Source organism: Pseudomonas sp. 28 E 9, assembly GCF_900004785.1.
Classification (GTDB): domain Bacteria; phylum Pseudomonadota; class Gammaproteobacteria; order Pseudomonadales; family Pseudomonadaceae; genus Aquipseudomonas; species Aquipseudomonas orientalis_A.
The window spans coordinates 30,804-56,523 of sequence record NZ_CVTK01000041.1 but is presented as its reverse complement, the minus strand read 5'-3'; the positions used below and the strand labels follow the sequence as shown (position 1 = coordinate 56,523).

Sequence of the window (25,720 nt, the reverse complement as noted above, 5' to 3'; positions counted from 1 at the left end):
TCAAGCCTGCGTTCGGCCAGCGTGGTTTAACGGGGCGCCTGAGATCAAGATCAAAAGCAGATCAAGATCAAGAGCGACTCGCTTCGCATCGTGGGTACGGTTGAGCGCTACAGAGTTGTGTAGATACCTATGGCTATCGGGGGCAAGCCCCTCCCACGTTGGGAGCGCTGCGAATCAGAAATCCGCAGGTTAGCTTTTTGGGTGATATCAATATGCAATTTCGGTATTTAAAGTTTGCTTTTTATACCTTTAAAGTTCGCGCTACCCGACGTTATCCACGCCGGAACGGACTGCGCTCGCGGCATTACCCATGCGGCGATATGGACTGCACATGACCTTCGATTTCGCTTTTATCCTCAGCACCTTGCCCGCGTTTCTGAAGGCGGTTGGGGTCACGCTGCAAGTCGGCTTGATCGCGATTGCCACCTCCATGCTGGTGGCGCTGATCAATGCGGCACTGCTGGTGTTTCGAACGCCTTTTCTGTCGCGGCTGGTGGCGCTGTACGTTGAACTGGCGCGTAACACGCCGCTGCTGATCCAACTGTTTTTCGTGTACTTCGCGCTGCCGGCCCTGGGCCTGAATATCTCCGGGTTCTGGGCGGCGATCATCACCATGACCTTTCTCGGCGGCGCCTACCTCACCGAAGTGCTGCGCGCTGGCGTGGAGGCGGTACCGCAGGCGCAGATCGAGTCGGGCAAGTCCATCGGACTGTCCGACTGGCAACTGCTGCGCCATGTGATTTTGCCCCAGGCCGGCATTCTCAGCCTGCCGGCGTTGTTCGCCAATTTCATTTTTCTGCTCAAGGAGACCACGGTGGTTTCCGCCGTGGCGGTGCCGGAGATTCTGTACACCACCAAGAGCTACATCGCGCTCTACTACAAGACCTATGAAATGCTCGCCGTGCTGACACTGATTTGCGTGCTGCTGTTCCTGCCGTTGTCGCTGCTGCTCAGCCGCCTGGAAAGGAGGCTCCAGCATGGCCAGTTCGGGTCTTGAGTTGTTGTGGGTGTCGCTGCCGCAACTGGGCAAGGGCGCTGCGCAAACCCTGTCGATTTCGTTTTTGAGCATCGCCTTCAGTACGGTCGGCGGCGTGCTGTATGGCGTACTGCGAACGCTGAACAACAGGCTGATCAACGCTGTGCTGCGGGTGTACCTGGAGCTGTTCCGGGCGATTCCGGTGCTGGTGTGGTTGTACCTGCTGTTTTTCGGCCTACCGATCTTCTTTGGTCTGAGCCTGCCGAGTTTCTGGTGCGCGGTATTGGTGTTGTCGCTGTGGGGCGCCAGTGAGGTCGGTGAAGTGGTGCGCGGCGCGTTGCATTCACTGCCGCGCGGTCAGCGTGAAGCGGGCTTGTCGATTGGGTTGTCCGACCCGCAGTTGTACGGCTACGTACTGCTGCCCCAGGCGCTCAAGCGCATGACGCCGCCGACCATCAACGTCTACACGCGCATCATCAAGACCAGTTCGCTGGCGGTGCTGATCGGCGTGGTGGATGTGATCAAGGTCGGCCAGCAAATCATCGAGCGCACCTACGAGTCGGTGTTGATCTACGGCGCGCTGTTCCTGTTTTTCTTCTTTATCTGCTACCCGTTGTCGGCCGCCTCCAAGGTGCTGGAACGGCGCTGGGCCCAAGCATGAGCGCATTGATCGAGTTTCAGGGTTTCAACAAATTCTTCGGCCAGGCGCAGGTGCTCAAGGGCATCGACCTGAGTGTGCAAAGCGGCGAAGTGGTGGTGATCCTAGGCCCCAGCGGTTGCGGCAAAAGTACCTTGCTGCGCTGCCTCAATGGGCTGGAAGTCGCTCACAGCGGCAGCCTGCGGTTTGCCGGCAGTGAGCTTCTGGACACGCACACCGACTGGCGCCAGGTGCGCCAGGACATTGGCATGGTGTTCCAGAGCTACCACCTGTTCCCGCACATGAGTGTGCTCGACAATATTTTGCTCGGCCCGCTCAAGGTGCAAAAACGCGACCCGCGTGAAGCCCGCGCGCAAGCTGAACAATTACTCGAACGCGTGGGCCTGGCCGACAAGCGCGACGCCTTCCCGCGCCAGCTCTCCGGTGGCCAGCAGCAACGCATCGCCATCGTGCGGTCGTTGTGCATGAACCCACAGGTCATGCTGTTTGATGAAGTCACTGCCGCCCTTGACCCGGAGATGGTCAAGGAAGTGCTGGAAGTCATCCAGGGCCTGGCCCGCGATGGCATGACCCTGCTGATCGTCACCCATGAAATGGCCTTCGCCCGCGCCGTCGCCGACCGCGTGGTGTTCATGGAGGCCGGTCGCATCCTCGAACACAACACCCCCGAGGCATTCTTTACGAACCCGCAGACCGCACGCGCGCAGCAGTTCCTGGAGAAGTTCTCCTTTGTTTCAACACTGCCCAAAAAGAGCAAGGAACCGGAGCTGATATGAAAAAGTTACTGCTGCCACTGTTGGCCGTCGCGATACTCGCCGGCTGCGATAAAAAGGCCGAAGAGCCGGTAAAACCTGCGGCTGTCAGCTACATCGACAAGATCAAGGCGCGGGACAAGCTGATCGTTGGCGTCTTCACCGACAAACCACCGTTCGGCTTCGTCGACGAGGCTGGCCGCTATGTGGGCTTCGATACCGACATTGGCCGCCAATTCGCCAAGGACCTGCTGGGCGATGAGAACAAAGTCGAGTTCGTCGCCGTGGAGCCGGCCAGCCGCATCCCGTTCCTGCAGAGCGACAAGGTCGACCTGATCCTGGCCAACATGACGGTCACGCCGGAGCGCAAGGAGGCGGTGGACTTCACCAATCCCAACCTGAAAGTCGCGGTACAGGCCCTGGTGCCGAATGACAGCCCGGTCAAAAGCCTGGATGACCTGGCGACCCGCACCACCATCGTCACCACGGGCACCACTGCCGATATCTGGCTGACCAAGAACCACCCGGACTGGAAACTGCTCAAGTTCGAGAAAAACTCCGAGTCGCTGCAAGCGCTGTCGGCCGGCCGTGGCGATGCCTACGCGCAGGACAATCTGGTGCTGTTCAGCTGGGCCAAGCAGAACCCGGGCTACCGTGTGCTGGAGCAGAAACTCGGTGATGAAGCGCCGATTGCCCCGGCGGTGAAGAAGGGCAATATCGAACTGCGCGACTGGGTGAATGCGGAGTTGGCGAAGCTGGGCGAAGAGAAGTTCTTGCTCAAGCTGTATGACCAATATGTGCGTAAAGAGCTGAGCGATGACACCAAGCCTGAGAGTGTGATTGTTGAAGGCGGGAAGTGGCAGGGCTGAAGCCTGGCTTTTGTGCTGACTGTACCGGCCTCATCGGGGGCAAGCCCCCTCCCACATTTTGACAGTATTCACATAACAGAATATGTGAACCTAATCCAGTGTGGGAGGGGGCTTGCCCCCGATGGGGTCGGTACAGCCGCCACCTACTCCGGCCAATGCCAAGCCGGCGCATCCAACATCCCTTGCCCCACAATCCGCGTCTCCCCCAGCACCTTCTCCAGCACAATCGAATTGCACCCTTGATCCTGCTGCAACGCTGCAATCAAGCGGCTGGCATGGGACACCACCCACACCTGGCACTGTTTCGACGCGTCGATAATCAAGCGCGCCAGGGCTGGCAGCAGGTCCGGGTGCAGGCTGGTTTCCGGTTCGTTCAGCACCATCATGGTGGGCGGCCGTGGGGTCAGCAATGCGGCGATCAGCAGCAGGTAGCGCAAGGTGCCGTCCGACAGCTCCGCCGCCGACAGCGGGCGCAGCAAGCCTTCCTGATAGAACGCAATCGCAAAGCGTCCGCCCTGCAGCGGTTCAATCTCCAGGCGCGCGCCCGGGAACGCATCGCTGACAGCCTGTTGCAAAGCCTGCGGGTCGCCGATTTCGTGGATGGTCTGCAACGCCGCCGCCAAATCGCGCCCGTCGTGATGCAGCACTGGCGTGCGCGTCCCCAATTGGGGCTGACGCACTGGCGCGTCCACGTCGCTGCGAAAGTGATCATAAAAGCGCCAGCCACGGATATTTTCACGCAGCAGCAATACTTCCGGCGAGCCACGCAGGTTTCCCACCTGATCGAACAAGCTGTGATAGTTCGGGGTGTGCTGGGCCAGTACGTCCCAGGCCCGGCCTTCACGGGCACGCACCATCGGCCCGGAGCGCTGCACCAACAGGCTGGCCGGGCGGTAGAGGTGCCCGGCCCAGATACATTCCTTTTTAATTTGCGGGTCCAACATGAACGCTGTCTTGGGGACCAGTTCGGGCAACCCCAGGGAAATCGCGTAGCTGAAGTCTTCGGCGGCAAACCCCAGGCGCAGCCGCTTGGCGTGCTGACGCACGATTGGCTCAACCGGTACGTCACCCGTGCGCATACGCCGGCTGATATTCTCCGGCCCGGCCCAGAAGGTCGAGTCCAGCCCGCCTTCACGGGCCAGCGCATTGATCACCCCGCCCTGGGCGGTTTCAGCCAGCAGGCGCAGGGCGCGATACAGGTTGGACTTGCCGCTGCCATTGGGGCCGGTGATCAGGTTAAGTCGGCCCAGGGGGACCACCAATTTATTGATCGAGCGGTAATTGGCCACCGCGAGGGTTCTGAGCATATGCATTTAGTCGACGTGGGAACCATTGGAGTATGGGATCCTCCATGCACATAAGGAACCCTGAACTAAGCTCACAGTCGCATAGACACTGGCAAGTCGGCATCACGCAAAAGGAGCCTGCATGGGCGGTCGCATTTCGGCATTTTTACTCGGATTTGGCTTACTGACGCTGCTTGGCGGTTGTGGTGAGGAAAAGACCGAGCCCAAAGCCCATTCCCGGGTGTTCGTGCAAACCGTGCAGCCTGCGGATTTCGCCGCAGCGGTCACGCTGACCGGTGATATCCAGGCGCGGGTGCAAACCGATTTGTCCTTTCGCGTGGGTGGCAAGATCATCCAGCGCATGGTCGATGTGGGCGACCGGGTGACGGCCAGGCAGGTGCTGGCCAAACTCGACCCCAAGGACCTGCAGACCAATGTCGACTCCGCCCAGGCCCAGGTCGTGGCCGAGCAGGCGCGGGTCAAGCAGACTGCCGCTGCCTTCGTGCGCCAGGAAAAACTCTTGCCCAAGGGCTACACCAGCCGCAGCGAATACGATTCCGCCCAGGCCGCGCTGCGCGGCAGTCAGAGCGCCCTCGCCGCCGCCCAGGCCCAGTTGGCCAACGCCCGTGAACAACTCGGCTACACCGCGCTGATCGCCGACGCACCGGGCATCATCACCGCGCGCCAGGCCGAAGTCGGCCAAGTGGTCCAGGCCACCATGCCGATCTTCAGCCTGGCCCGTGATGGCGAGCGTGATGCGGTGTTCAACGTCTATGAGTCCCTGCTGGTGGAACCGCCGTCGGATGCGCCAATTACCGTCAGCCTGCTGGACAACCCGAGCATCAAGGCCGTGGGCAAGGTCCGCGAAGTCACCCCGGCCGTGGCCGCCAATACCGGCACCGTGCAGGTGAAGATCGCCCTGCAAAGCCTGCCCACTGGCATGGAGTTGGGCTCGGTGGTCAGCGCCACCGCCAATGGTCCGGCCAGGGCCAGCATCGAGTTGCCGTGGTCGGCCTTGACCAAGGACCTCAGCGAACCCGCCGTGTGGCTGGTGGACGGTGACGGCAAGGCGCAATTGCATAAGGTCACGGTGGCGCGTTACCTCACCGGCAAAGTGATCATCGGCGATGGCCTCAAAGGCGGCGAAAAAGTCGTGGTGGCCGGTGGGCAATTGCTGCACCCCGGCATGCCGGTTGAAATCGCCCGGCAAGGAGCCCAGCCATGAGGCAACTGACGGTAATCGTCGCCGCCAGCCTGTTGCTGATGGCCTGCTCCAAAGAAGAGGCGCCGCCCGAACCGGTGCGCCCGGTGTTGTCCATGGAGGTGAAGGCCGAAGACCAGGAAAACCTCGGTCGCTTTGCCGGCACCATTCAGGCGCGCTACGAAAGTAACCTGGGTTTCCGTGTCCCCGGGCGTATTGCCCGTCGCGCCGTGGACGTGGGCGCTGAGGTGGAGAAGGGCGCCTTGCTTGCCGTGCTCGACCCCACTGACCAGCAGAACCAATTGCGCGCCGCCCAGGGCGACCTGGCGCGCGTGCAGGCGCAGTTCATCAATGCCCAGGCCAATGCCCGCCGCCAGCAGGAACTGTTCAACCGTGGCGTCGGTGCCCAGGCTCAGCTCGACGTGGCCCAGACTGACCTGAAAACCACCCAGGCCACCCTCGACCAGGCGCGCGCCTCGGTCAACCAGGCCAGGGACCAGCTCAACTACGCCGAACTGCGCACCGACCACGCCGGTATCGTCACCGCCTGGAATGCCGAGGCCGGCCAAGTGGTCAGCGCCGGTCAGCAAGTGGTGACGCTTGCGCGCCCGGACGTCAAGGAAGCGGTGATCGACCTGCCCGCCGGGCTGGCCGAACGCTTGCCCGCAGATGTGGTGTTCCTCGTCGCCGGGCAACTGGACCCGAGCGTGCAGACCACCGCCATCGTGCGCGAGATCGAGCCCCAGGCCCAAAGTGCCACGCGCACCCGTCGCGCACGCCTGAGCCTGACCGAAACCCCCGCCGCGTTCCGCCTGGGCACCGCCATCAGCGTCACCTTGAGCAGCGCCATCGCGCCGCGTATCGAACTGCCCCTGAGCGCTCTGCAGGACGTCGACGGCAAGACCCGCATCTGGCTGCTCGACACCCAGAGCCAGACGGTGCAGCCGCGTGATGTCACGGTCGTCAGCCGGGATGCCGACAGCGCCGTGCTCAACGGCAGTGTCAAACCCGGTGAACGCATTGTCACCGCCGGTGTGAACAGCCTGAAACCCGGGCAAAAAGTCAAAATCGACGAGGACAGCCCGCGATGAAAGGGAGCTTCAACTTATCCGACTGGGCCCTCAAGCATCAGTCCTTCGTGTGGTACCTGATGTTCGTCGCGCTTTTGATGGGCGTGTTTTCGTACATGAACCTGGGGCGCGAGGAAGACCCCTCGTTCACCATCAAGACCATGGTGATCCAGACCCGCTGGCCGGGCGCGACCCAGGAAGAAACCCTCAAGCAGGTCACTGACCGCATCGAGAAAAAACTCGAGGAACTCGACTCCCTCGACTACGTGAAGAGCTACACCCGGCCGGGCGAGTCCACGGTGTTCGTGTTCCTCAAGGACACCACCAGCGCCAAGGCCATCCCGGAGGTCTGGTACCAGGTTCGCAAGAAGATCGACGATATTCGCGGCACCTTCCCCCAGGGCTTGCAGGGGCCGTCATTCAACGACGAGTTCGGTGACGTGTTCGGCTCGGTATACGCCTTTACCGGCGACGGCCTGTCGATGCGCCAGCTGCGCGATTACGTGGAGCAGGTGCGCGCCGAGATCCGCTCGGTGCCTGGGCTGGGCAAGGTCGAGATGATCGGCCAGCAGGACGAAGTGATTTACCTGAATTTTTCCACGCGCAAACTGGCCGCGCTGGGCATCGATCAGCGTCAAGTGGTGCAAAGCCTGCAGTCGCAGAACGCGGTCACGCCCGCCGGGGTGATCGAGGCCGGGCCGGAGCGGATTTCGGTGCGCACCTCCGGGCAGTTCGCCTCGGAGAAGGACCTGGCCAACGTCAACCTGCGCCTCAATGACCGCTTCTATCGCCTGGCCGACATTGCCGACATCAGCCGTGGCTACGTCGACCCGGCGCGGCCGATGTTCCGTTTCAACGGCAAGCCGGCGATCGGCCTGGCGATTGCGATGCAGAAGGGCGGCAATATCCAGTCGTTCGGCAAGGCGCTGCACGGGCGCATGGATGAGCTGACCGCCGACCTGCCGGTGGGCGTCGGCGTGCACAAGGTGTCGGACCAGGCCGAAGTGGTGGAAGAGGCCGTCGGCGGCTTTACCAGTGCGCTGTTCGAAGCGGTGATCATCGTACTGGTGGTGAGCTTTATCAGCCTGGGCATGCGCGCCGGGCTGGTGGTGGCGTGCTCGATTCCGCTGGTGCTGGCGTTGGTGTTCGTGTTTATGGAATACAGCGGCATCACCATGCAGCGGGTGTCGTTGGGCGCCCTGATCATCGCCCTCGGCCTGTTGGTGGACGATGCGATGATCACCGTGGAGATGATGATCACGCGCCTGGAAAAAGGCGAAACCAAGGAGCAGGCCGCGACCTACGCCTATACCTCCACGGCGTTTCCGATGCTCACCGGCACGCTGGTGACCGTGGCCGGGTTTGTGCCGATTGGTCTTAACGCCAGCTCGGCGGGCGAGTACACCTTCACGCTGTTCGCGGTGATCGCCGTGGCCATGCTGGTGTCGTGGGTCGTGGCAGTGCTGTTTGCGCCGGTGATCGGCGTGCATATCCTCAGCGCCAAGGTGAAGCCGCACGACGCCGAGCCGGGGCGCATCGGCCGCGCCTTCAATGGCGGCATGCTCTGGGCCATGCGCAACCGCTGGTGGGCCATCGGCATCACCGTGGCGCTGTTCGTGGCCTCGGTGTTTTCCATGCAGTTCGTGCAGAACCAGTTCTTCCCGTCGTCGGATCGCCCGGAGATCCTGGTTGACCTGAACCTGCCGCAGAATGCCTCGATCAACGAGACGCGCAAGGCGGTCGACCGACTCGAAGCCATCATCAAGGACGACCCGGACATCGCGCGCTGGAGCACCTACATCGGCCAGGGCGCTATCCGTTTCTACCTGCCGTTGGACCAGCAGTTGGAGAACCCCTACTACGCGCAGCTGGTGATCGTCAGCAAAGGCCTGGAAGAACGCGGCGAGTTGATTACGCGTCTGCAGAAGCGCCTGCGCGATGATTTCGTCGGTATCGGCAGCTTCGTGCAGCCGCTGGAAATGGGCCCGCCGGTGGGTCGGCCGATCCAGTACCGCGTGTCCGGCAAGGACACCGACCAGGTGCGCAAGCACGCCATCGAACTGGCGACCTTGCTCGACCAGAACACCCACTTGGGCGAAATCATCTACGACTGGAACGAGCCGGGCAAAGTCTTGCGCATCGACATCGCCCAGGACAAGGCGCGGCAATTGGGGCTGTCGTCCGAAGACGTCGCGCAATTGATGAACAGCGTGGTCAGCGGCGCATCGGTCACCCAGGTGCATGACGATATTTACCTGATCAATGTTGTCGGCCGTGCCGAAGACGCCGAGCGCGGTACGCCGGAAACCCTGCAGAACCTGCAGATCGTCACACCCAACGGCACCTCGATTCCGTTACTGGCCTTCGCCACGGTGCGCTACGAACTGGAGCAACCGCTGGTGTGGCGCCGCGACCGCAAGCCGACGATTACCATCAAGGCCGCAGTGCGTGACGAGATGCAGCCGACCGACCTGGTCAAGCAACTGGCGCCGACTATCCAGAAGTTCAGCGACGGTTTGCCGGTAGGCTACAAAGTCGCCACCGGCGGTACCGTGGAAGAAAGCGGCAAGGCCCAGGGCCCGATTGCCAGCGTGGTGCCGTTGATGCTGTTCCTGATGGCGACCTTCCTCATGATCCAGTTGCACAGCGTGCAGAAGATGTTCCTGGTGGCCAGTGTCGCCCCGCTGGGCTTGATCGGCGTGGTGCTGGCGCTGATTCCCACGGGCACGCCCATGGGCTTCGTGGCGATCCTGGGCATCCTGGCGCTGATCGGCATCATCATCCGCAACTCGGTGATTCTGGTGACGCAGATTCATGAGTACGAAGTGGCCGGTTACACGCCGTGGGATGCGGTGGTGGAAGCCACCGAGCATCGGCGCCGGCCGATCCTGCTCACGGCTGCGGCCGCCAGCCTGGGCATGATTCCGATTGCCCGGGAAGTGTTCTGGGGGCCGATGGCCTACGCGATGATTGGCGGGATTATCATCGCCACGTTGCTGACGCTGTTGTTCCTGCCGGCCCTGTATGTGGCCTGGTACAAAATCCGCGAACCGAAACAGGAACCTCAGGAACAACGCGGTTAAAAAATGTGGGAGGGGGCTTGCCCCCGATGGCGGTGGTTCAGTCACCTGATGCTTGGCTGACATACCGCTATCGGGGGCAAGCCCCCTCCCACATTTGGATCTGCATCTTGTCAGGCTGTGGGAAGCTTCCGAAACCGCCGCTTGCCGCCCCGGCGAGCCTGAGCTTGTTTTACTCTTTCGGCCTTCTTCTTATCCAGGTCGATTCCCATGCAGTGCCTGCGTCCACTCCTTTTACTCTGCGCGCTTGTGCTTGCGCCGCCGACCTTCGCCACCAACGTGCTGGAAAATACCCAGTGGCGTATCGAACTCGATCCCGCCACCCTGGCGTTGCGCGTCACCCCCGCGGGTGAGGCTGCGGTACAAGCGTCCAGCGGTGTCGCCGCCCATGCGGTCAACGCGCTGCAAGCCGATGCCGAACAAGTCTCCTGGCAATGGGACGATGGCGCGTATCGCCTGACGGCCCGGCTTGAACAGCGCGAATTGTCCCTGACGATCACTGCCCGTGCAGCGGGTAAGCTGGCCTTTCTGCGCCAGCCGGCCAGCGCCATGGGCCAGGGGCTGATCTGGCCGTTGGCCGAGGGGCATTACGTGCCTGCCGATAATGCCGTGTGGAAAGATTTCCTGATCGGGTGGGGCGAGTTCAGTACCACCCAGGACCTCAGCTTGCCGTTATGGGGCGTGGATCATGGGCGCTTCACGCTCAACTGGTTGCTGACCAACCCCTATAACAATCGCCTCGAATGGCAAGCGGACGGCCAGGGCATGGCGCTGTCCGTGTCCCATGAATTTACCTCGCTCGAGCCTTCGGCACCGATGACCCTGCGCTTGCATCTGGGCGAGGCCGACCCGTTGGCCGGTGCCAGGCGTTATCGTCAGTGGCTGGTCGAGCAGGACCGTTACGAGTCACTGGCGGACAAGCTGCGGCAAACCCCCGAGGCGGTAAAATTGCTCGGCGCCAGTCACGTTTACCTGTGGGGCAACGACTTGCTCACGCTCGATGATGTACGTGATTGGCCCGCATTGATCAAACGGCTGCGCACGCACGAGCTCAGTGGGCTGATGGGCAAGGAATCCGCGCAGGTGCTCGCGCAGGCAGGCGCGTTGAATCGCTACGAGCAAACCGTGCTGTTGCGCGGCTTCAATGGGGCTATCAACAAGAAGGCCCGGCAGGCTTGGCAGGTGGCGGAGCCCGACATGAATCGCCTTGCCGCTCGCTACGGCGAGTTGCGTCGCGAACTCGCCTTGGATTTCGCCGGCGCGTTGGCTGATCGCCCCGAAACCTGGGGCAATTCGATCATCCAGGCCTTGCGCGACGCTGGGCTCAAGCGCTTGATGCTGACACTCGGCGAAGGCTGGGAAGGCGGCCTGTGGCATCCCGAAGCGATTCGCGCGGGGGTGGATGCCGGCTACCTGGTCGCCCCCTATGATTCCTATGGAACGGCGCTTTCGGCCACGGAAAATCCCGATTGGACCACGGCCCATCTGGGCGGCAAGGCCTACCGCGACTGCGCAATCATGTTGAAAAACGGCAGTTTGAAAACCGGCTTCCAGCAGTCCGGTCACTACACCGATCCGCGCTGCGTGCGGCCTTTGCTGGAGGCGCGGGTAAAGGCGGTGCAGGGCGCGGCGGGCTACAACGCCTGGTTCCTCGATGCCTACGCCACCAGCATGCTGTATGACAGTTACCGCGACGGTGCGCCGATGACCCAGGCGCAAAATGCCCAGGCCAATATCGACGCGTCGCGCTGGGTCAACACCTCGCTCAAACTGCCCACAGGCTCCGAAGACGGTAACGCCATCACCGCCCAGGGCATCCTGTTTGCCCATGGCATGCAAACACCGGTGATCGGCTGGGGTGACCGGGAGATGACCCAGGACCTGCAGTCACCCAACTACGTCGGCAAGTGGTACCCGCCGGAGCAACCGGCCGTGTTCTTCAAGCGGGTGCCCTTGAAAGCGCCGCTGCGCACGGTGTATTTCGATCCGACGATGCGCCTGCCGCTGTATCAGGCGGTGTTCCACGGCTCGGTGATTACCACCCATCACTGGTTGTTCGACAGCCTGAAGTTAAGCAATGTGCAGGCGGAGAATGAGCTGGCCCAACTGCTCTACAACGTACCGCCGCTGTATCACTTAAGTGCAGCAACGCTCAAGGAACGGCTGCCGGTGATGCAGCGCCAGGACCGGTTTTTCCGCCCGCTGCATGAGCGGTTGGCGACGCGGGCGATGACTGATTTTCGCTGGCTGACGGTGGACAAACTGCTCCAGCAAACGACGTTCGCTGATGGGACGCGGTTGGTGGCGAATTTTTCGGACGCGCAAAAAGACGGGTATGCCGCGCACAGTGTGACGGCGCTGGTGGAGGGTGAAAAGCCGGTGGTGTATCAGGTGGATCAGCAGGGCCCTTAAGATCATCGGGGGCAAGCCCCCTCCCACATTTGGAATGCGTTCTCCTGTGGGAGGGGGCTTGCCCCCGATAGCATTAGCCTAGGCAATAAATCACTCAAACCTTGCGCCACACACTGGCCAACCAAGGCTGCTGCTCCCTTGGCAAACCCGCCGGTCGATAATAATGTTCCAGCTCTTCAAACCCGGCCTCAATCAGCAACCCTCGCCATGCCTCCAGATCGTGGTAAGACCCATACCGCGGCCCGTTCCAACCTTCCCGGTTGTCACCCCGAGGATTGGAGCTGAACAGCACCCCACCGGGTTTCAACGCGCCATGCAGTTGCTGGAGCACCCGTGGCAATTCCTGCTTGGGTATGTGAAACAGCACCGCATTGGCGAAGATCCCGTCAAAGCGCTCGGCAGGCAGGTCCAGTCTCAGGAAGTCTTGCTGCAACACCTCACAACCACTGTCTTCGCGCGCCATCTGTGCAAACCGCTCGGAGCCGTCGAGCCCCACGGCGATATGCCCCATGCGTGTAAACGTCTGCAAATCCCGGCCCGGCCCGCAGCCGAAATCCAGCACGGTAAACGGCGCCGTGCCCTGGATATGCCGCAGCAGCGCATCGATGTTCTGGCTGACATCGTGATCGCGGGTGCCTTCACGGAAGTCTTCGGCCACGTTGTTGTAATGGCCGAGGGTGGTGGCGGTGATCTGGTTGAGGTCTTCGGGCTTGAGGGTCATGACAGGCAATACCGGACGCTTGGATTCCCTGACTATACCTCACCGCTTGTTCAGTACCCGCGCCAACCGATCCCCGCCCAGTTGAATCACCGCCACCAGCACCACCAACAGCACAATCACCGTCAGCATGATCTGCGTGTCAAAACGCTGGTAGCCATAGCGGTACGCAATGTCGCCCAAGCCACCGGCGCCAATCGCACCGGCCATGGCCGATGAGTTGATCATGGTCACCAGGGTGATGGTGAACCCGCCGACGATCCCCGGCAGCGCTTCCGGCAACAGCACGTGCCAGATGATGTGCCAGCGGCGGCACCCCATGGCCTGCGCCGCTTCGATCAGGCCATGGTCGACCTCGCGCAGGCTGACTTCGGCGATGCGCGCAAAGAACGGCGTGGCGGCGATGGTCAGCGGCACCACCGCCGCCCACACGCCGTAGGTGGTGCCGACGATCAGGCGGGTGAACGGGATCAGCGCCACCATCAGGATCAGGAAGGGAATGGAGCGGAACAGATTGACGAAGGCGCCCAGCACCCGATTCAGCGCCGGCGCCTGGTAGATGCCGCCCTTGTCGCTGGTGACTAGAAACACGGCCAGCGGGATGCCCACCAACAGGGCGATCAACGATGACACGCCCACCATCAACAAGGTGTCGATGGCGCCCTGTACTAAACGATCAAACCACATGGCCCAGCACCTCCACCTGTTGCGCCCAGTTCGCGGCGCGGTTGCGCAGTTCTTCGGCGCTGTGCGGCGATCCATTCACCGCTAGCAATAATTGCCCCAGGGCGTGCCCCTGGATGCGCTCCACACCGCCTTGCAGCAACCGCACGCGGCCGCCGAGGGCGCTGAACAGTGCGGCCAGGTCGGGCTCATCGGTATCGCTGCCGGTGAACTGCAAGCGCAGTACCAGCGCGGCGTCGGCCGACGTGGGGGTGGGTTGCAGACGGTTTTGCAGTTCGGCCGGCAAGCCGTGTTGCAAGGGGGCGAGCAGGGTTTTGCTGACGTCGTGCTGCGGATTGCCGAACACTTGCCACACCGGGCCCTGCTCGACGATATGCCCGTGTTCCAGCACCACCACGCGGTCGCAGATGTCGCGGATTACCGCCATCTCATGGGTAATCAACACGATGGTCAGGCCCAGGCGCTGGTTGATCTCGCGCAGCAGGCCGAGGATCGATTGGGTGGTCTCCGGGTCCAGCGCCGAGGTGGCCTCGTCGCAGAGCAGGATCTCGGGGTCGTGCACCAGCGAACGGGCGATGCCCACGCGCTGTTTCTGCCCCCCGGAAAGCTGCGCCGGATAAGCCTTGTGCTTGTCCTGCAAACCCACCAGTTCCAGCAGCTCACGCACCTTTTGTTCGCGCTGCGGCTTGGGCACGCCGGCGACTCTGAGCGGCAACTCGACGTTCTGCCACACGGTCTTGGCCGACATCAGGTTGAAGTGCTGGAAGATCATGCCGATGCGCCGGCGCAACGCGACGAGGTGGTCTTCATCGAAGCCGCCGATATCCACCTGATCGATCAGCACCCGCCCGCTGCTGGGTTGTTCCAGGCGATTGATGGTGCGAATCAGCGACGACTTGCCGGCGCCGCTGCGGCCAATGATGCCGAACACTTCGCCACGCTGGATCGCCAGGTCGATGCCGTGCAGGGCATGCACCGTGCCGTCATAGGTTTTACCCAGGTTGATGAAGCGCACGTGGGCACGGTTCAGATCCGCATGCAGTTCGGTCTGCCGGGCGTCCCTGGGCGGTGTGCCCAGGTCGCGCAGTCGGGCATTGGCGGCGGTCATTTTTTAGCTTCCCAGCCGACTTGGTAAAGCTTGCCGAGGGATTTATCCAGGGCGGCGCGTACCACCGGCGAGTGCTGGTAGATGTCGACGAACTTGATCACCCGTGGGTCGGTCTTGCTCTTGGGCTGGATCACGAACTGGATCACGTATTCCGGGTGGTCCAGGCCGTCGAACAGCAACGCCGATTCCGCATCGAAGGTCTTGGACAGGCGGATGTACGCGGGGTAGCCCTGCACCAGGTCGGCGTCGTCATAGGCGCGCACCAACTGCACGGCTTCCACTTGCAGAATCTTGATTTTCTTCGGATTGCTGACGATGTCTTCTTCGGTGGCCTTGTAGCCCACGCCCGGCTTGAGGCTGATCAGCCCGGCCTTGGCCAGCAGCTGCAGGCCGCGCCCGCTGTTGATCGGGTCGTTGGCGATGGCCACGCTGGCGCCTTCGGGCAGGTCGTTGAAGCTCTTGTACTTTTTCGAATACAGCCCGACGTTGTTGATGATGCCCGGCGCATAAGGCACCAGGTCAAACCCGGCGGCGGCCTTGGCGTTTTCCAGGAAGGGGATGTGCTGGAAGTAGTTCACGTCGATATCGCCGGCGGCAAGGCTGACGTTGGGGGCGATCCAGTCGGTGAATTCCACCAGTTCCACTTTCAGGCCTTGTTTGCCGGCTTCTTCCACGGCCGCTTCCAGGGGAATGGCGAAGGCGGCGGTGGTGCCGACTTTCAACGGCGCATCGGCGGCGAATACGGCCGTGCTGAACAGTCCGAAGGCCAGGGAGAGCACTATTTTTTTCATATGAGTTTCCAATTGTAGGAGCGAGCTTGCTCGCGAAAAACTTGAGGACGCATCGGTAAACCAGATGCACCGCGTTATCGTTAACGGTCTTCGCGAGCAAGCTCGCTCCTACAGGGGTTAGTGTCGGTAGGTAGAGCCGGTGTGTTGTTCGGGTAAGCGAGCCGTGCCGTGGAAGACTTTTTCGCGCAGCGTGCCCTGCTCATATTCGGTTTTGTACGACCCGCGCTTTTGCAGCTCCGGCACTACAAGATCGATAAAATCCACATAGCTTTCCGGCGTCACGATGCGCGTCAGGTTGAAGCCATCCAGCCCCGTTTCGCTGATCCAGGATTCCAGCTCATCCGCGACCTGCTCAGGCGACCCAACCAGCGTGATATAGCGCCCGCCCAACGCGTGCTGCTCGAGCAATTTGCGCCGGGTCCAGTCGTTGTTCTGCAGGTTTTTGGTGGCCGACTGGATCGCATTGCTCTTCACGTACTGGATCGGCTCGTCCAGTTCGTATTCGGAAAAATCGATCGCCGTGGACGCCGCAAAGTGCGCCACGCCGGCCTCGGCGCTGGCGTAGCTGAGGTACTCCGCGTGCTTGGCCCAGGCCAATTCTTCGGTCGCACCGACGATCACGTTGAGGCCCATGAACACTTTGATGTCATCCGGATTGCGCCCGGCCGCCACCGCGCCGGCACGCACCTTGTCCACCTGGATTCTGGTCGAGGCCTTGTTCTGCCCGCTGATGAACACGCACTCGGCATGACGCCCGGCGAACTGCAGTCCGCGCTCCGAACTGCCGGCCTGGAACAGCACCGGCGTGCGCTGCGGCGAGGGCTCGCACAGGTGATAACCCTCCACTTGGTAGAACTCGCCGTGATGCTCGACCTTGTGCACCTTGCCCGGCTGCGCATACACCCGCGCCTGGGGATCGTTGACCACCGCGTCATCTTCCCAACTGCCTTCCCAGAGTTTGTACAGCACCTGCAGGTATTCATCGGCCTGGTCGTAGCGGCGGTCATGCTCGACCTGTTCGTTCAGGCCCATGGCCTTGGCGGCGCTGTCGAGGTAGCCGGTGACGATGTTCCAGCCCACGCGGCCGCGGCTCAGGTGGTCGAGGGTGGACATGCGCCGGGCGAACAGATAGGGCGGCTCGTAGGTCAGGTTGGCGGTGAGGCCGAAGCCAAGGTTGCGGGTGACCGCCGCCATGGCCGAGACCAGCAGGAGCGGGTCGTTGACCGGCAGCTGGATCGATTCTTTGAGCGGCACGTCGATGGACTTCTGGTACACGTCATACACGCCGACGATATCGGCGATGAACAAGCCGTCGAACAGCCCGCGCTCGAGGGTTTGCGCCAGGTCGGTCCAGTATTCGAGGGTCTTGTACTGGGTGGACGTGTCCCGTGGATGGGTCCACAAGCCGTGGTTGATATGCCCGATGCAGTTCATGTTGAAGGCATTGAGCAGGATTTTTTTCTTGCTCATCAGATCGTCCCCCGCAGCGGCGGGTTTTCGGCGTTGAGGTAGTAATTGCCCACGGCGTGATATTTCCAGCGCACCGGGTCGTGCAGGGTGTGAACCCGCGCGTTGCGCCAGTGGCGGTCCAGGCCGTGCTCGGCCAGGGTCGCCTGGCTGCCGGCCAGTTCGAACAGTGTGCTGCCGGCGGCGAGGGATATTTCGGTGCTCAAGGCGCGCACTTCGGCGACGGCGATGGAGGCGGCCGCGACGGTCTGGGCCGTGCTGTCGGCCTGGGCGCGATCGAGGAATTCGCCCGAGCGCTCGAGCAACGCTTCGGCGGCGTGCAGGCGAATGCTCAGGTGACCGAAGCTTTTCAGGGTCAGCGGGTCATCGGTGGCCTTGTCGCTGCCTGAGTCGATCCAGGGGCGGGTCTTGGTGCGCACAAAATGCAGCGCATCTTCGAAGGCGGCGCGGGCGATGCCGGTGTCGATGGCGGCGTGCAGAATCTGCGCCAGGGGGCCGACGGTGGTCGGGCGTTCGAACGCGCTCTGGAACGGCACCACATCCCGGGCGTCCACCCACACGTTGTCGAACACCACCGAACCGCTGCCGGTGGTGCGCTGGCCAAAGCCGCTCCAGTCGTCGATCACCGTCAGGCCGGCGCTGTCGCGAGGCACGAAGGCCAGTTGCTGGACACCGTTTTCATCCACCACCGAGGTGGGGATGCGTTGCGCGTAGATCGCGCCGGTGGCGTAGAACTTGCGCCCGCTGATGCGAAAACCCTCGCCGTCGCGGCTGAGGCGGGTCACGCGGTCATGTGCGGTCTTGGTCCCCAGTTCCGCCAGGGCGTTGCCAAAGCGCTGGCCGGCCAGCACGTCGGCGTACAGGCGCTGCTGCTGTTCGGGGCTGCCGTTGACCCGCAGCACTTCGAGGGCATAGAAATGGTTTTGCGGGATCTGGCCCAGGGAGGCGTCGGCCTGGGCAATCAGCGCAATGACCTTGGCCAGGGTGACGTTGGACACACCGGCACCGCCGTAGGCCTTGGGCACGCTGATGCCCCACAGGCCGGAGCGGGAAAACACGTCCAGCTCGGGCAGCGGCAGGCGACGTTCGCGGTCGCGCTGGGCGCTGTCGCGGCGCAGGTCTTCGGCCAGATCGCTGGCGACAATAAGGGCTTGTTCATCGCTGGTAATGACCGCGACGTGATGGGAAAGCGTCATGTGTTCTCCAGAAGCTCGTGGAAAAAGTGTTCTGGGCGGTCAGATCCAGGAATGTCGAGCCGGCAACGTGCCGTTCAAGCGGTAGGCACCGATGGCGTGATACTTCCAGCGCACCGGGTCATGCAGCGTGTGGACCCGCGCATTGCGCCAGTGCCGGTCAAGGTTGAATTCGGCGAGGGTGGCGCGGCTGCCGGCCAACTCGAAGAGCTTTTCGCTGACCAGCAATGACACTTCGGTAGTGAGCACCTTGGCCTCGGCGACTGCGATAGACGCGCGGGCGGCGGACTGCGCGGTGATCGGTGCAGCGCTGACCTGGTCCAGTACCTGACCGGCCTTGCGCAGCAGCGCCTGCGCGGCATGCAGCTCGATCTTCAATTTGCCGATATCGGCGATGACATACAGGTCGTCGCTGGCCCGTTCGACCTTGGCGTCGATCCAGGGGCGTGAACGTTCGCGCACAAAGGCGATGGTGTCCTCGAGGGCGCCCTGGGCGATGCCGGCGTCGATGGCGGCCTGGATCAGCTGCGAGACGGCGCCCTGGATATTCGGGCTTTCGCCCAGGCGCCAGTTGTCCACCACCAACTCTGCGTCCACCGGTACCCGGTCAAGCAGTACGGTGCCGCTGGCGGTGGTGCGCTGGCCAAAGCCCGACCAGTCATCGACGATGCGCAGCCCCTCGCTGCCACGGCGCACAAACGCCATGACTTGCTTGCCGTCATCGTTGAGCGCCTTGATGGCCACCCAATGGGCGAACAGTGCGCCGGTGGAGTAGAACTTCTGGCCGCTGACCACATACCCGTCGCCCTCGGCGGTGATGCGCGCCTTGAGCTCCAGGGTATTCTTCGTGCCGCGTTCCGGGCCGCCGTTGCCGATGCGCCAACCCTCGAGCACGCTCTGGAACAGGTGCTTTTTCTGGCGCTCGCTGGCGGTGCTCTGCAGCAGGTGCAGAATGCCGAAATGGTTCTGCGGGATTTGCCCGAGAGCCGGGTCGGCCGCGCTGATGATGGCGAAGACCTCGGCCAGGGTTACGAACGAAACCTGCGGACCGCCGTATTCGCGGGGAATGGAAATGCTGCCCAACCCGCTGCGGGTGAACTGTTCGATCTGCGCCCATGGCAATTGGCGTTGCTGGTCGCGCCTGGCGGCTTGCAGGCGCGCGGCGTCAGCCAGCTCATGGGCGGCGCTCAGCGCCTGGGCGTCGTTGCGCAGCACGGTGGCCGGCAACAACAGCGGCGCTGCATCCACATCACTCTGTGGGGGGGTTAGAGCCAAGTTAGACATCAGCGCCGCTCCTTGGCTGCACGTAATGCCCTGGCGTTATGCACCGGGGTAATTCTGACCATACCGACCTCGCATTCAATGAAATGAAAACAGAAAATTCAGGAATGTCCGGTGGTCCGGTGCATATACCCTAAGCGTGTTTATTTTTTAAATAAACTAACTTTTAGGAATATGCATAGAAGGGTCATCACCCCGGTTCGCAGGGGGAGCCGAAAGGGCGAGGTCGATACGTGGCCTCGGCCCTGTCCGAGCTCGTGGGAATCCAGGGGGCGATGCGCAAGGTACGGGCCGGCGCCCAGCGCGAATTGTTGCCGACGCGATCCAGGATGCAGTACGTCACCTCCAGGCGGCAGTCGTCACCGCCTTCGATAATGACCGTCGAAGGCACCCAGACCTGAACGGGCATGCCGACGCTCCCGGCCTGGATTTTCGGCAGGTCCATGCGTACGTCGCCCCAGCGCAGGGTGATGGCGTCGCCGCTGGCCATGTTCGCGTAAGGCTCGATGGACAGCGGAATACCGCGTTGCACCTGGCGACTGTTGACGCCGTGGCGGCGGATGGTCTCGGGCAGGCTGACGGGGGCCAGGTTCTGGTTTTCGTCGCTGTACAGGTTCGACGGCTGCCCGCCCGGGTAGTTGGTCTTGACCCGTACCTGGGTGGTGGCCGAGCGCGCCGGGCCGTGCCCGATCTGCATGATTTGGTAGTGAACCCGGGCCGGGCCATCCTGTACAAAGCTTTCCGGCACCCGCAGGTGGGTCGGTGTGCCGATTTTGCCGGCCGTCACCCGGCGTGAAGCGGCAAAGCAGTTGTTCCAGAACAGCTCGATCAGGTCGCCTTCCTCCATGCCGGGGTAAGGGGCGATGTCGACCTGCAGTTGCGCGGCCGCGTGGGCACTGATGCCGTTTCGAACGGCCTGGGGCAGGGTGGGTGCGGTCAGCATGGCCGGGATAGTAGTGTGCGTCATAAGTGATCTCCTTGATGCAGCCAGCAGCAATCGTTCCGGGCCTTGGGCGCGGGTGCGCAAAGGGGCCGAAAGAACGATTCAGTGAGTAGCCGGGATAGGATCCAATCCTCTGGACGCTAGATAAGAGGGTTGCGCCGGGGGCGTCAATGGCGGCAAAGGGCTAAACGGCGGCTTGGCGACGATTCAGAAGGGTCTGACGGAGCAGGGGATTTAAAGGCGCTTATGACGGGGGTTTTTACGCGATGAGAGGGTAACCCGTTGTAGGAGCGAGCTTGCTCGCGAAGAACGTTAACGATAACGCGGTGAATCAGATTGACCGAGTTGCCTGGGCGTTTTTCGCGAGCAAGCTCGCTCCTGCAGAGGGGGCGTCAATGGGCGAGAAATTTGCTCAGGAACTGCCGGGTACGCTCTTCTTTGGGGTTGGCGAACAGCGCCTTGGCTTCACCCTGTTCGACGATCACGCCCTTGTCGAAAAAGATCACGCGGTTGGCTACATCCCGGGCAAAGCTCATCTCGTGTGTGACGATCACCATGGTGCGGTTTTCTTCGGCCAGGCTGCGGATGGTCGCCAGCACTTCACCGACCAGTTCCGGGTCGAGGGCCGAGGTGGGTTCGTCGAACAGAATCACCTCAGGCTCCATGGCCAGGGCCCGAGCGATCGCCACACGCTGTTGCTGACCGCCGGACAGGCGCCGTGGATAAGCCGCTTCCTTGCCCGCCAGGCCAACCTTGGCCAACAGCCTGCGACCCAGTTCGGTCGCGGCGTCGCGGGGCATCTTCTTGACCACGATCGGGCCTTCGATGACGTTTTCGAGTGCGGTGCGGTGGGGGAACAGGTTGAAGTTCTGGAATACAAAACCCACATGCTGGCGCAGACGTCGCACCAGGCCCTGTTGCTGGTTGAGCGGTTTGTTGCTGTCGATCTCGATATCGCCCACCTTGATACGGCCGCTGGTGGGTTCTTCGAGAAAATTCAGGCAACGCAGGAAGGTGGTCTTGCCGGAGCCGCTGGGGCCGATGATGGCTACGACTTCGCCGGCCTTGACCTCAAGGTCGATGCCGTTGAGCACCACCTGACCGTTGAATTGTTTGGTCAGTTTTTCAACCACGATCATGCTTCAAGACTCCAGGTCATGCCGGTTGACCCGGTCTTCCAGACGATTTTGCAGATGCGCCAGGATGCTCGCCAGGATCCAGTAGATCAGGGCTGCGGACAGATACATGGTGAAAATTTCGAAGGTGCGCGCCGAGACCAGTTGAGCCTGCCGGAACAGCTCGGGCACCTGGATGGTGGCGGCCAGCGCCGTGTCCTTGACCAGTGAAATAAAACTGTTGCCCAGCGGCGGCAGTGCGGTGCGCATGGCCTGCGGCAGGATGGCCCGGCGCAATGTCTGCGCACGGGTCATGCCGATACTCGCAGCGGCTTCCCACTGGCCACGCTCGATGGACGCGATGGCGGCCCGCAGGATTTCACAGGCGTAGGCGGCCATGTTCAGCGAAAAGCCGATCATGGCGGCCGGAATCGGGTCCAGCTCGATGCCCACTTGCGGCAAGCCGTAGTAGATCAGGAACAATTGCACCAGCAGGGGCGTGCCGCGAAAGAACGACACGTAGACCCGCGCCGTCCAACTCAGCAGCTTGAAGCGCGACAGGCGCATCAAGGCCAGGCCGAAGCCCAGCAGCAGACCGAAGAACATCCCGCCCAGGCTGAGGATTACCGTGTAATACGCGCCCTTGAGCAGAAAGGGCGCGGAGTCCAGCGCGAGTTGCAAACCTGCTTCCATTATTGAGTGACGTCAGCGTTGAAGTATTTCTCCGACAGCGTCTTCAAGGTGCCGTCGGCGCGCAGCTTGTCGAGCGCCTTGTTCACCGCGTCCAGCAACTCAGGCTCGCCTTTGCGCAGGGCAATACCCGATTCCTGGCGAGAGAAAGCGTCGCCTGCCGCGGCGGTATCCGGGGCTTTCTTGGCGTATTCCAGAGCGGCCAGGCGATCGATCAGGATGGCGTCGATGCGGCCGATGCGCAGGTCCTGGAACTTGGTCGGGTCGTCGTTGTAGGTCTTGATGACGGCTTTAGGCTGGTTGTCCTTGAGCCATTGTTCGTAGTTGGTGCCCAGGCCTACGCCGACTTTCTTGCCGGCCAGGTCGTTGGCGGTCTTGATCGCGTCGACGTTTTTCTTCAGCACCAGCGCCTGAATCCCGGACACGGTGTAAGGCTTGGAGAAGTCGTACTTTTTCTTGCGCTCTTCGGAGATGGTCACCTGGTTGACCACCGCGTCCAGGCGCTTGGATTCCAGGGCGGCGAGGATGCCGTCCCATGGGGTGGCCTGCAGCTTGACCTTAACGCCCAATTCTTTGGCCAGCGCCTCGGACAGCTCCACCTCGAAGCCGCTGAGCTTGCCGCTTTCATCGACGAAGCTGAACGGTGGGTAGGTGCCTTCCAGGCCGATCTTGATCTCGCCGGCTTTCTTGATGGCGCCCAGTTGCTCGCCGGCAACCGCCTGGCCGAGCATGCCTGCGCCAAGCGCCAGGCCCAATGTGCCGAGCAGCAATGTGCGACGCAATACAGAAATAGTCATGAAGAGCCCCTATGGTTTTTTATGGTGAGCGAAGCCGGTGACGCAGTAGCCGTATCCTGCCTTAAAGCGCGGTGCGCGTCTTCGCCTTCGGCGCGATGATAAAGCGGGTTTTTAAGACTTGAAAATAATAAAAAATGAACTTCATATTCTATTTTAGAATATTCAGGAGGTCCAATGTGGGAGGGGGCTTGCCCCCCGATGGCGGTGTGTCAGTCATTTCATTTGTATCTGACCCACCGCTATCGGGGGCAAGCCCCCTCCCACATTCAGTCCGCGTTTATTCAGCTGAACACTGAGTCATAGGCAAACAACGCCGGTGCCCCGCCCGTATGCAGGAAAATAATCGGCCCGTCCCCGAACCGCTGACGCCCGATGCCGTCCAGCAAGCCTGCCATGGCCTTGCCGGTGTAGACCGGGTCGAGCAACAGACCTTCCTGGCTGGCCAAAAGTTTGATTGCCGACAACGTGCCCGCGTTCGGTTCGCCATAACGCGGGCCGAAGTATTCGTCCCACAGGATCACCTTGAATGCCTCGGGCACCTCCACGCCAAGCAACTCGGCGGTGCGCTCGGCCAGGCCCTGTACTTTCGGGCGCTGGGCTTCGTCGGTGCGCGACACGGTGACGCCAATCACCGGCAGGTTCGGCAGCGCTTCGCTCAGCGCCAGCGCCAGGCCGCTATGGGTACCGGCGCTGCCCGAGGCCAATACCACCGCTGCAAAGTCGAGGCCGCTGTCATCGATCTGCGCCGCCAGCTCCAGGCCTGCACGCACATAACCCAGCGCGCCGAGGGCATTCGAGCCGCCGATAGGCACCAGGTAGGGCTTCTTGCCGTTGCTGCGCAGGCGGTCGGCGAGGGCGTTGAGCTGGTCGTCGACATTATCGAGGTTCTCGACCAGCTCCACCTTGGCGTCGAACAGCTCAAGCAGCAGACGGTTACCGTTGCCCAGGTAGTTGGGGTCGTGGGTGCCGGTAGGATTTTCCAGCAGGGCGACGCAGCCCAGGCCGAGCCTGGCGGCCAGCGCGGCGGTCTGGCGCACATGGTTGGACTGGATAGCGCCGGCGGTAACCAGCGTGTCGGCGCCCTGGGCGAGGGCGTCGGCGGCCAGGTATTCAAGCTTGCGCAATTTGTTGCCACCCATGGCCAGCGGGGTGGTGTCATCGCGCTTGACGTAGATGTCCCTGCCCAACCAGGTCGACAGCCGCTCGAGTTTTTCCAGGGCGGTGGCGCCGCCCAACAGGTCCAGGCGGTTAAAGCGGTCAAGCTGTTGTTTGATCATGGCTACGCACGGTGGCTGAGTAATTGGACGACTATAGGCAGGCACTTTTCATCGGGCAACGGCCAATCGCTTATGTCGGATGGTTCTTGGCCTCATACCATTGGTTCTTAAGGGTTGCCTGGGTGCATACCGTAAAGTGATGGCCATTTCGTCAGGAGTGAATACCGTGAGTGAGCGTTCCAGCCATTGGCAACTGCAGACCATCGTCAGCCAACTGCGCAGCGCCCGGGACCAGTGGCGAACGCGCAACGGTCGCTTGAGCGGCGAACACGGTGGTCGCGAATTACCGTCCCGCGAAGCGGTGGCGCAGATTCTCGAAGCGTTGTGCGGCGCGCTGTTCCCGATGCGCCTGGGTCCGGTGGACCTGCGCGAAGAAAGTGAAGACTTCTACGTCGGGCATACCCTCGACGTCGCCCTCAACGCCTTGCTCGCCCAGGCCCGCCTGGAGCTGCGCTACGCCGCGCGTCAGGGTGGCCGGGATGACGGCCAGATCGACGCCGATGCCATTCGCCTGATCCAGGATTTCGCCCTGGCATTGCCTGCCTTGCGCAGCCTGCTGGACACCGACGTACTGGCCGCCTACCACGGTGACCCGGCCGCGCGCAGCGTGGATGAGGTGCTGCTGTGCTACCCGGGCATCCTGGCGGTGATTCATCACCGCCTGGCCCACCACCTGTACCGCGCCGGCTTGCCGCTGCTGGCGCGCATCAGTGCGGAAATCGCCCACTCGGCCACCGGTATCGATATCCACCCCGGCGCGCAGATCGGCCCGAGTTTCTTTATCGACCACGGCACCGGCGTGGTGATTGGCGAGACGGCGATCATTGGTGAGCGGGTGCGCATCTACCAGGCGGTGACGCTGGGCGCCAAGCGCTTCCCGGCGGATGAGGATGGGCAGCTGCAAAAAGGCCATCCGCGCCATCCTATCGTTGAGGATGACGTGGTGATCTACGCCGGCGCCACGATCCTGGGGCGGATTACCATCGGCAAGGGCTCGACCATCGGCGGCAATGTCTGGCTGACCCGCAGCGTGCCGGCGGGGGCGAATATTACCCAGGCCAATTTGCAGCATGATGATGGGGCGCAGAAGTAAAGAGCCTGCACGCTAATCCAATGTGGGAGGGGGCTTGCCCCCGATAGCAGTCTGTCAGTTGATATAACTGGCAATGACCCACCGCTATCGGGGCATAGGTATCTACACAACTCCGTAGCACCCACCCCACCGTAACCACGATGCGAAGCGAGCCGCTCTTGATCCTGATCTGCTTTTGATCTCAGGCGCCCCGTTAAACCACGCTGGCCGAACGCAGGCTTGAATCCGTGGGTAACCCGGCAGGACGCCGGGTTAGCCG

Annotated in this window: 22 protein-coding genes; 9 read left to right on the top strand and 13 right to left on the bottom strand. The window is 62.2% G+C overall.

From position 1 onward, the window contains the following. Window positions 1–331 precede the first annotated feature (331 nt). Genes BFQ00_RS10215 through BFQ00_RS10200 form a run of 4 tightly spaced genes read left to right on the top strand, consistent with a single transcriptional unit; the run spans window position 332 to window position 3,255 of the window. Window positions 332–997: an amino acid ABC transporter permease gene (locus BFQ00_RS10215; protein WP_065933435.1), complete on the top strand. Its 666-nt coding sequence runs from the start codon at window positions 332–334 to the stop codon at window positions 995–997. After that, entirely contained in the window at window positions 978–1,637 is a 660-nt protein-coding gene (locus BFQ00_RS10210) for an amino acid ABC transporter permease (protein ID WP_065933434.1), read from the top strand. Before BFQ00_RS10215 ends, BFQ00_RS10210 begins: the two co-directional genes overlap by 20 nt. After that, complete coding sequence (locus BFQ00_RS10205) at window positions 1,634–2,410, top strand: amino acid ABC transporter ATP-binding protein (protein ID WP_065933433.1); 777 nt, start codon at window positions 1,634–1,636, stop codon at window positions 2,408–2,410. Before BFQ00_RS10210 ends, BFQ00_RS10205 begins: the two co-directional genes overlap by 4 nt. Continuing rightward, entirely contained in the window at window positions 2,407–3,255 is an 849-nt protein-coding gene (locus tag BFQ00_RS10200; protein WP_065933432.1) for a transporter substrate-binding domain-containing protein, read from the top strand. The genes BFQ00_RS10205 and BFQ00_RS10200 overlap by 4 nt, the downstream gene beginning before the upstream one ends. A gap of 143 nt (window positions 3,256–3,398) precedes the next feature. Here the strand turns inward: BFQ00_RS10200 and BFQ00_RS10195 are convergent, their stop codons facing one another. Beyond that, complete coding sequence (locus BFQ00_RS10195) at window positions 3,399–4,562, bottom strand: AAA family ATPase (protein WP_065933477.1); 1,164 nt, start codon at window positions 4,560–4,562, stop codon at window positions 3,399–3,401. A 121-nt stretch (window positions 4,563–4,683) separates the two neighbouring features. Here BFQ00_RS10195 and BFQ00_RS10190 point away from each other — a divergent pair, with 121 nt between their 5' ends. The 4 genes from BFQ00_RS10190 (at window position 4,684) to BFQ00_RS10175 (ending at window position 12,304) form a co-directional block, all read left to right on the top strand. After that, complete coding sequence (locus BFQ00_RS10190; RefSeq protein WP_065933431.1) at window positions 4,684–5,766, top strand: efflux RND transporter periplasmic adaptor subunit; 1,083 nt, start codon at window positions 4,684–4,686, stop codon at window positions 5,764–5,766. Then, entirely contained in the window at window positions 5,763–6,833 is a 1,071-nt protein-coding gene (locus tag BFQ00_RS10185) for an efflux RND transporter periplasmic adaptor subunit (RefSeq protein WP_065884664.1), read from the top strand. The genes BFQ00_RS10190 and BFQ00_RS10185 overlap by 4 nt, the downstream gene beginning before the upstream one ends. After that, complete coding sequence (locus BFQ00_RS10180; RefSeq protein WP_065884663.1) at window positions 6,830–9,895, top strand: efflux RND transporter permease subunit; 3,066 nt, start codon at window positions 6,830–6,832, stop codon at window positions 9,893–9,895. The genes BFQ00_RS10185 and BFQ00_RS10180 overlap by 4 nt, the downstream gene beginning before the upstream one ends. A gap of 207 nt (window positions 9,896–10,102) precedes the next feature. Beyond that, entirely contained in the window at window positions 10,103–12,304 is a 2,202-nt protein-coding gene (locus BFQ00_RS10175) for a glycoside hydrolase (RefSeq protein WP_065933430.1), read from the top strand. Window positions 12,305–12,398: 94 nt separating this feature from the next. On the opposite strand, the gene BFQ00_RS10170 is transcribed toward BFQ00_RS10175, so the two are convergent. The 12 genes from BFQ00_RS10170 to BFQ00_RS10115 all read right to left on the bottom strand — a co-directional run bounded on the left by BFQ00_RS10170 (window position 12,399) and on the right by BFQ00_RS10115 (window position 24,368). Then, the gene (locus BFQ00_RS10170) at window positions 12,399–13,025 is read right to left on the bottom strand and encodes a class I SAM-dependent methyltransferase (protein WP_065933429.1); all 627 of its coding nucleotides are present in this window, start codon (window positions 13,023–13,025) and stop codon (window positions 12,399–12,401) included. Window positions 13,026–13,064: 39 nt separating this feature from the next. Then, complete coding sequence (locus tag BFQ00_RS10165) at window positions 13,065–13,709, bottom strand: methionine ABC transporter permease (protein WP_034117212.1); 645 nt, start codon at window positions 13,707–13,709, stop codon at window positions 13,065–13,067. After that, entirely contained in the window at window positions 13,699–14,814 is a 1,116-nt protein-coding gene (locus tag BFQ00_RS10160; RefSeq protein WP_065933428.1) for a methionine ABC transporter ATP-binding protein, read from the bottom strand. Before BFQ00_RS10160 ends, BFQ00_RS10165 begins: the two co-directional genes overlap by 11 nt. Then, complete coding sequence (locus tag BFQ00_RS10155; RefSeq protein WP_065884659.1) at window positions 14,811–15,605, bottom strand: MetQ/NlpA family ABC transporter substrate-binding protein; 795 nt, start codon at window positions 15,603–15,605, stop codon at window positions 14,811–14,813. The genes BFQ00_RS10160 and BFQ00_RS10155 overlap by 4 nt, the downstream gene beginning before the upstream one ends. A 117-nt stretch (window positions 15,606–15,722) precedes the next feature. Further along, window positions 15,723–17,075 carry an LLM class flavin-dependent oxidoreductase gene (locus tag BFQ00_RS10150; RefSeq protein ID WP_065884658.1) on the bottom strand — a complete coding sequence of 451 codons (1,353 nt, stop codon included), beginning with the start codon at window positions 17,073–17,075 and terminating at the stop codon, window positions 15,723–15,725. Next, window positions 17,075–18,268: an SfnB family sulfur acquisition oxidoreductase gene (locus tag BFQ00_RS10145; RefSeq protein WP_065933427.1), complete on the bottom strand. Its 1,194-nt coding sequence runs from the start codon at window positions 18,266–18,268 to the stop codon at window positions 17,075–17,077. The genes BFQ00_RS10150 and BFQ00_RS10145 overlap by 1 nt, the downstream gene beginning before the upstream one ends. 39 nt (window positions 18,269–18,307) lie before the next feature. After that, the gene (locus BFQ00_RS10140; protein WP_065933426.1) at window positions 18,308–19,549 is read right to left on the bottom strand and encodes an SfnB family sulfur acquisition oxidoreductase; all 1,242 of its coding nucleotides are present in this window, start codon (window positions 19,547–19,549) and stop codon (window positions 18,308–18,310) included. Between the two features lie 187 nt (window positions 19,550–19,736). Next, the gene (locus tag BFQ00_RS10135; RefSeq protein ID WP_065933425.1) at window positions 19,737–20,513 is read right to left on the bottom strand and encodes a hypothetical protein; all 777 of its coding nucleotides are present in this window, start codon (window positions 20,511–20,513) and stop codon (window positions 19,737–19,739) included. Between the two features lie 368 nt (window positions 20,514–20,881). Then, on the bottom strand, window positions 20,882–21,628 hold the full coding sequence (gene tcyN, locus BFQ00_RS10130; protein ID WP_065893800.1) for an L-cystine ABC transporter ATP-binding protein TcyN: 747 nt from the start codon (window positions 21,626–21,628) through the stop codon (window positions 20,882–20,884). Window positions 21,629–21,631: 3 nt separating this feature from the next. Beyond that, complete coding sequence (gene tcyL, locus BFQ00_RS10125; RefSeq protein ID WP_032878420.1) at window positions 21,632–22,297, bottom strand: cystine ABC transporter permease; 666 nt, start codon at window positions 22,295–22,297, stop codon at window positions 21,632–21,634. After that, complete coding sequence (gene tcyJ / locus BFQ00_RS10120; protein ID WP_065933424.1) at window positions 22,297–23,091, bottom strand: cystine ABC transporter substrate-binding protein; 795 nt, start codon at window positions 23,089–23,091, stop codon at window positions 22,297–22,299. The genes tcyL and tcyJ overlap by 1 nt, the downstream gene beginning before the upstream one ends. A gap of 281 nt (window positions 23,092–23,372) precedes the next feature. Then, window positions 23,373–24,368, bottom strand: coding sequence for a D-cysteine desulfhydrase (locus BFQ00_RS10115; protein ID WP_065933423.1), 996 nt, complete (start codon window positions 24,366–24,368; stop codon window positions 23,373–23,375). A 166-nt stretch (window positions 24,369–24,534) separates the two neighbouring features. Between BFQ00_RS10115 and epsC the strand changes: the two genes are divergently transcribed. Then, window positions 24,535–25,461, top strand: coding sequence for a serine O-acetyltransferase EpsC (epsC, locus tag BFQ00_RS10110; protein ID WP_065893798.1), 927 nt, complete (start codon window positions 24,535–24,537; stop codon window positions 25,459–25,461). Window positions 25,462–25,720 lie beyond the last annotated feature (259 nt).

Excerpts from the sequence above, each read along its gene's own strand:
- BFQ00_RS10185 (WP_065884664.1), top strand. The coding sequence starts at position 5,763 with ATGAGGCAACTGACGGTAATCGTCGCCGCCAGCCTGTTGCTGATGGCC.
- BFQ00_RS10190 (WP_065933431.1), top strand. The coding sequence starts at position 4,684 with ATGGGCGGTCGCATTTCGGCATTTTTACTCGGATTTGGCTTACTGACG.
- BFQ00_RS10155 (WP_065884659.1), bottom strand. The coding sequence starts at position 15,605 with ATGAAAAAAATAGTGCTCTCCCTGGCCTTCGGACTGTTCAGCACGGCC.
- BFQ00_RS10150 (WP_065884658.1), bottom strand. The coding sequence starts at position 17,075 with ATGAGCAAGAAAAAAATCCTGCTCAATGCCTTCAACATGAACTGCATC.
- BFQ00_RS10195 (WP_065933477.1), bottom strand. The coding sequence starts at position 4,562 with ATGCTCAGAACCCTCGCGGTGGCCAATTACCGCTCGATCAATAAATTG.
- tcyJ (WP_065933424.1), bottom strand. The coding sequence starts at position 23,091 with ATGACTATTTCTGTATTGCGTCGCACATTGCTGCTCGGCACATTGGGC.
- BFQ00_RS10160 (WP_065933428.1), bottom strand. The coding sequence starts at position 14,814 with ATGACCGCCGCCAATGCCCGACTGCGCGACCTGGGCACACCGCCCAGG.
- BFQ00_RS10215 (WP_065933435.1), top strand. The coding sequence starts at position 332 with ATGACCTTCGATTTCGCTTTTATCCTCAGCACCTTGCCCGCGTTTCTG.
- BFQ00_RS10210 (WP_065933434.1), top strand. The coding sequence starts at position 978 with ATGGCCAGTTCGGGTCTTGAGTTGTTGTGGGTGTCGCTGCCGCAACTG.
- BFQ00_RS10165 (WP_034117212.1), bottom strand. The coding sequence starts at position 13,709 with ATGTGGTTTGATCGTTTAGTACAGGGCGCCATCGACACCTTGTTGATG.
- BFQ00_RS10145 (WP_065933427.1), bottom strand. The coding sequence starts at position 18,268 with ATGACGCTTTCCCATCACGTCGCGGTCATTACCAGCGATGAACAAGCC.
- BFQ00_RS10140 (WP_065933426.1), bottom strand. The coding sequence starts at position 19,549 with ATGTCTAACTTGGCTCTAACCCCCCCACAGAGTGATGTGGATGCAGCG.
- BFQ00_RS10135 (WP_065933425.1), bottom strand. The coding sequence starts at position 20,513 with ATGACGCACACTACTATCCCGGCCATGCTGACCGCACCCACCCTGCCC.
- tcyL (WP_032878420.1), bottom strand. The coding sequence starts at position 22,297 with ATGGAAGCAGGTTTGCAACTCGCGCTGGACTCCGCGCCCTTTCTGCTC.
- BFQ00_RS10175 (WP_065933430.1), top strand. The coding sequence starts at position 10,103 with ATGCAGTGCCTGCGTCCACTCCTTTTACTCTGCGCGCTTGTGCTTGCG.
- tcyN (WP_065893800.1), bottom strand. The coding sequence starts at position 21,628 with ATGATCGTGGTTGAAAAACTGACCAAACAATTCAACGGTCAGGTGGTG.
- BFQ00_RS10205 (WP_065933433.1), top strand. The coding sequence starts at position 1,634 with ATGAGCGCATTGATCGAGTTTCAGGGTTTCAACAAATTCTTCGGCCAG.
- BFQ00_RS10180 (WP_065884663.1), top strand. The coding sequence starts at position 6,830 with ATGAAAGGGAGCTTCAACTTATCCGACTGGGCCCTCAAGCATCAGTCC.
- BFQ00_RS10200 (WP_065933432.1), top strand. The coding sequence starts at position 2,407 with ATGAAAAAGTTACTGCTGCCACTGTTGGCCGTCGCGATACTCGCCGGC.
- BFQ00_RS10170 (WP_065933429.1), bottom strand. The coding sequence starts at position 13,025 with ATGACCCTCAAGCCCGAAGACCTCAACCAGATCACCGCCACCACCCTC.
- BFQ00_RS10115 (WP_065933423.1), bottom strand. The coding sequence starts at position 24,368 with ATGATCAAACAACAGCTTGACCGCTTTAACCGCCTGGACCTGTTGGGC.